Source organism: Verminephrobacter aporrectodeae subsp. tuberculatae At4, from assembly GCF_000193225.1.
Classification (GTDB): Bacteria; Pseudomonadota; Gammaproteobacteria; order Burkholderiales; family Burkholderiaceae_C; genus Acidovorax; species Acidovorax aporrectodeae.
The window spans coordinates 1-3,952 of sequence record NZ_AFAL01000485.1 but is presented as its reverse complement, the minus strand read 5'-3'; the positions used below and the strand labels follow the sequence as shown (position 1 = coordinate 3,952).

The 3,952-nt window shown below is 68.7% G+C and carries 1 protein-coding gene; it reads right to left on the bottom strand.

What is annotated here, in order from left to right:
* Positions 1-33: 33 nt before the first annotated feature.
* On the bottom strand, positions 34-3,952 hold a 3,919-nt coding region (locus tag VTU_RS27655; protein ID WP_236610762.1), incomplete at its 5' end, for a beta strand repeat-containing protein.

Genomic DNA, 3,952 nt, shown 5'->3' with positions numbered 1-3,952 from the left:
GCTCAGGCGTCTCCCCGTGGGCCACGTTGCGGCTCAGGGTTCCAGCGTGACGGTCTTGGCCGTGGCGCTCACCGTGACGTTCTCGACGCTTATGGCGACGCCGCTGGCGCTGCTCACCGCAAAGGCCGTGGCGGGGGCCGTATGCACCGCGTCCAGACCCAGGCTGCTGGCCTCGGTGTAGCTCAGCACCAACTCGCGCCCGCTGACCGTGGCCGTGCTGAGCACGGGGGCCGTGGTGTCGGCTGCGGAGTTGTTCGTTACTGCCTGGTTCGTGAGGTTCGCCGCGTCGTTGCCGGCTGCGTCTTGCAGCACGTTGTTGCCGCTCGCGGGCCGGGTGTAGCCCACGTTCAGCGTCTCGATGCTGTCCACGTCGCGGTTCAGGCGCAGCGTGACGGTCTTGGCCAGGGCATTCACCGTGGCGCTCTCGACGCGGATGGTCAGACCGCTGCTGCTGCTCACCGCAAAGGCCGTGGCGGGGGCGGTATTCGTCTCGTCCAGACCCAGGCTGCTGGCTTCGGTATAGCTCAGCACCAGATTGCGTCCGTTGGCCGTGGCGTGCTCGAACGTCGGAACCGAGGTGTCGACCACGTAGTTTTCCGACTGCCCGGGGGGCCCCTCGCCGGCGTTGCCGGTGACGCTGTGCACGTGGGCAGGGTCCAGCGTGACCTGGTTGGTGCTGGCCTCCACGTTCGCCGTGGGCGTCAGGGTGGCGCTCCAGACCGTGCCGTCTGCGTTGGCACTCCAGTTGGACAGCGCGCCGTTGCTCGCGCTTGCGGCGGCGGAGATGTCCTGCACCGCCGTGTTGAAGTGGAAGCTGACGCTGGCGGTTTTTCCGGAGGCCAATGTGCGCTCGCTGAGCGTGATGGCGTTGCTCGCGCGCAGCGCGGGCCGCACGGTGTCCACGGCGTAGTTCTCGCTCGTGACGTCGCTGCCCGTGGCCGGGTTGCCGGCAGCGTCCGCGGTGCCGCTGAGGGTGTTTACGTGGATGGCGTTGCTCGCCGCCGTGGTGTTCACCGCGGGGGTCAGCGTGCCGGTCCAGACCTTGCCGCCTTCGGAACTGCTCAGATCGGACAGCGTGCCGTGGGGCACGTTCAGGTTCGTCTTGCCAAAGCCGATCACCGCTTCGCTGAAGGTGATGGTGACGCTGGCCGTCTCGCCGGCCTTGAGCGCGCGGTCGTCGATGGCGATGCTGCTGAGCGTGGGCACGGCGGTGTCCACGGCGTAGTTTGCGCTGGCGACGTCGCTGCCCGTGGCCGGGTTACCGGCAGCGTCCGCGACGCCGCTGAGGTTGTTTACGCTGATGGCGTTGCTCGCCGCCGTGGTGTTCACCGCGGGGGTCAGCGTGCCGGTCCAGACCTTGCCGTCTTCGGACGCGCTGAGATCGGACAGCGTGCCGCCGGGCACGTTCAGGTTCGCCTTGCCAAAGCCGCTCACCGCTTCGCTGAAGCTGATGGTGACGCTGGCCGTCTCGCCGGCCTTGAGCGCGCTGGCGCCGACGGCGATGCTGGTCAGCGTGGGCGCTGCTGTGTCCACGGCGTAGTTTTCGCTGCTGACGGCGCTGCCCGTGGCCGGGTTGCCGGCAGCGTCCGTGACGCCGCTGAGGTTGTTCACGCTGATGGCGTTGCTCGCCGCCGTGGTGTTCGCTGCCGGGGTCAGGGTGCCAGTCCAGCTCAGGCCGTCGGTGCTGCGCGTGAGCGCGCCGAGCGTGCCATTGGGAGTGGTCAGGTGTGCGGCGCCAAAGCCATTGACCGCCTCGCTGAAGCTGATGGTGACGGTGGCCGTCTCGCCGGCCTTGAGCGCGCTGGCGCCGACGGCGATGCTGGTCAGCGTGGGCGCTGCGGTGTCCACGGCGTAGTTTTCGCTGCTTGGGCTGCCCGTGGCCGGGTTGCCGGCAGCGTCCGCGACGCCGCTGAGGTTGTTCACGCTGATGGCGTTGCTCGCTGCCGTGGTGTTCGCTGCCGGGGTCAGCGTGCCGGTCCATGTCAGGCCGTCGGTGCTGCGCGTGAGTGCGCCGAGCGTGCCATCGGAGACGGTCAGGTGCGCGGCGCCAAAGCCATCGACCGCCTTGCTGAAGGTGACGGTGACGTGGGCCGTCTCGCCGATTTTCAGCGCGCTGTCGTCGAGCACGATGCTCAGCAACTGCGGCGCCACGGTGTCCACGCTGTAGTTGCTGCTGCTGACGTCGCTGCCCGTGGCCGGGTTGCCGGCAGCGTCCGCGACGCCGCTGAGGTTGTTCACGCGGATGGTGTTCGCCGTCGCCGTGGTGTTGGCCTCGGGGGTCAGCGTGCCGGTCCAGCTCAGACCGTCGGCGCTGCGCGTGAGCGTGCCGAGCGTGCCGTTGGGAACGGTCAGGTGCGCGGCGGTCAAGCCAGTGACCGCTTCGCTGAAAGTGATGGTGACGCTGGCCGTCTCGCCCGCCTTGAGCGCGCTGTCGTCGAGCGTGATGCCGGTCAGCTGGGGCGCCGTGGTGTCCACGCTGTAGTTGGCGCTGGTGACGTTGCTGCCCGTGGCCGGGTTGCCGGCAGCGTCCGCGACGCCGCTGAGGTTGTCCACGCTGATGATGTTGCTCGCGGCCGTGGTGTTGGCCGCCGGGGTCAGTGTGCCGGTCCAGCTCAGGCCGTCGGCGCTGCGCGTGAGCGCGCCGAGCGTGCCATGGGGAACGCTCAGGTGCGCGGCAGTCAGGCCAGCGACCACTTCGCTGAAAGTGACGGTGAGGGTGGCCGTAGCGCCGATTTTCAGCGCGTCGTTGTCGAGCGTGATGTGGCTCAGCTGGGGCGCCACGGTGTCCACGCTGTAGTTGCTGCTGATGACCTGGCTGCCCACGGCGGCGCTGTCGACGGAATTTTTTACGCCGTCGAGGTTGCCTACGCTGATGGCGTTGCTCGCCGCCGTGGTGTTCTCCGCCGGGGTCAGCGTGCCGGTCCAGCTCAGGCCGTCGGCGCTGCGCGTGAGCGCGCCGAGCGCGCCATGGGGAGTGCTCAGGTGCGCGGCGGTCAAGCCACTGACCGCCTCGCTGAAGCTGACGGTGACGGTGGCTGTTTCACCGATTTTCAGCGCGCTGTCATCGAGCACGATGCTCAGCAACTGGGGCGCCACGGTGTTCACGCTGTAGTTGGCGCTGGTCGTGCTGTTGCCCGTGGCCGGGTTGCCGGCAGCGTCCGCGACGCCGCTGAGGTTGTTCACGCTGATGACGTTGTTTGCCACCGTGGTGTCTGCCGCCGGGGTCAGGGTGCCGGTCCAGCTCAGGCCGTCGGCGCTGCGCGTGAGCGCGCCGAGCGTGCCACTGGAGACGCTCAGGTGGTCCTTGTTGAAGCCGGTGACCGCTTCGCCGAAGGTGATGGTGACGGTGGCCGTATCACCCGCCTTGAGCGCGTTGTCGTCGAGTGTGATCTGGGTCAGCTGGGGCGCCGTGGTGTCCACGCTGTAGTTGTCGCTGCTCACGTCGCTGCCCGTGGCGGCGTTGTCGGCCGTGCTTTTTACGCCGCCAAGGGTGTTCACGTGGATGGCGTTGGTCGCCGCCGTGGTGTTCGCCGCGGGGGTCAGGGTGCCGGTCCAGACCTTGCCGCCTTCGGCGGCCGCCAGCTCGGACAGCGTGCCGCTGGACACGCTCAGGTTCGCCTTGCCAAAGCCGCTCACCGCTTCGCTGAAAGTGACGGTGACGCGGGCCGTATCGCCGATTTTCAGCGCGCTGTCGCCCAGCACGATGCTCAGCAACTGCGGCGCCACGGTGTTCACTTGGTAGTTTTCGCTGCTGACGCTGCTCCCCGTGGCGGTGTTGCGCGCGGCGTCCTCGACACCGGCAAGGCTGCTCACGCTGATCGCGTTGCTCGCCGCCGCGGTGTTCTCCGCGGGGGTCAGGGTGCCGGTCCAGAGCACGCCGCCTTCGGACGCGGTCAGATCGGACAGCGTGCCGCTGGGCACGCTCAGATTCGCCTTGCCAAAGCCGGTCACC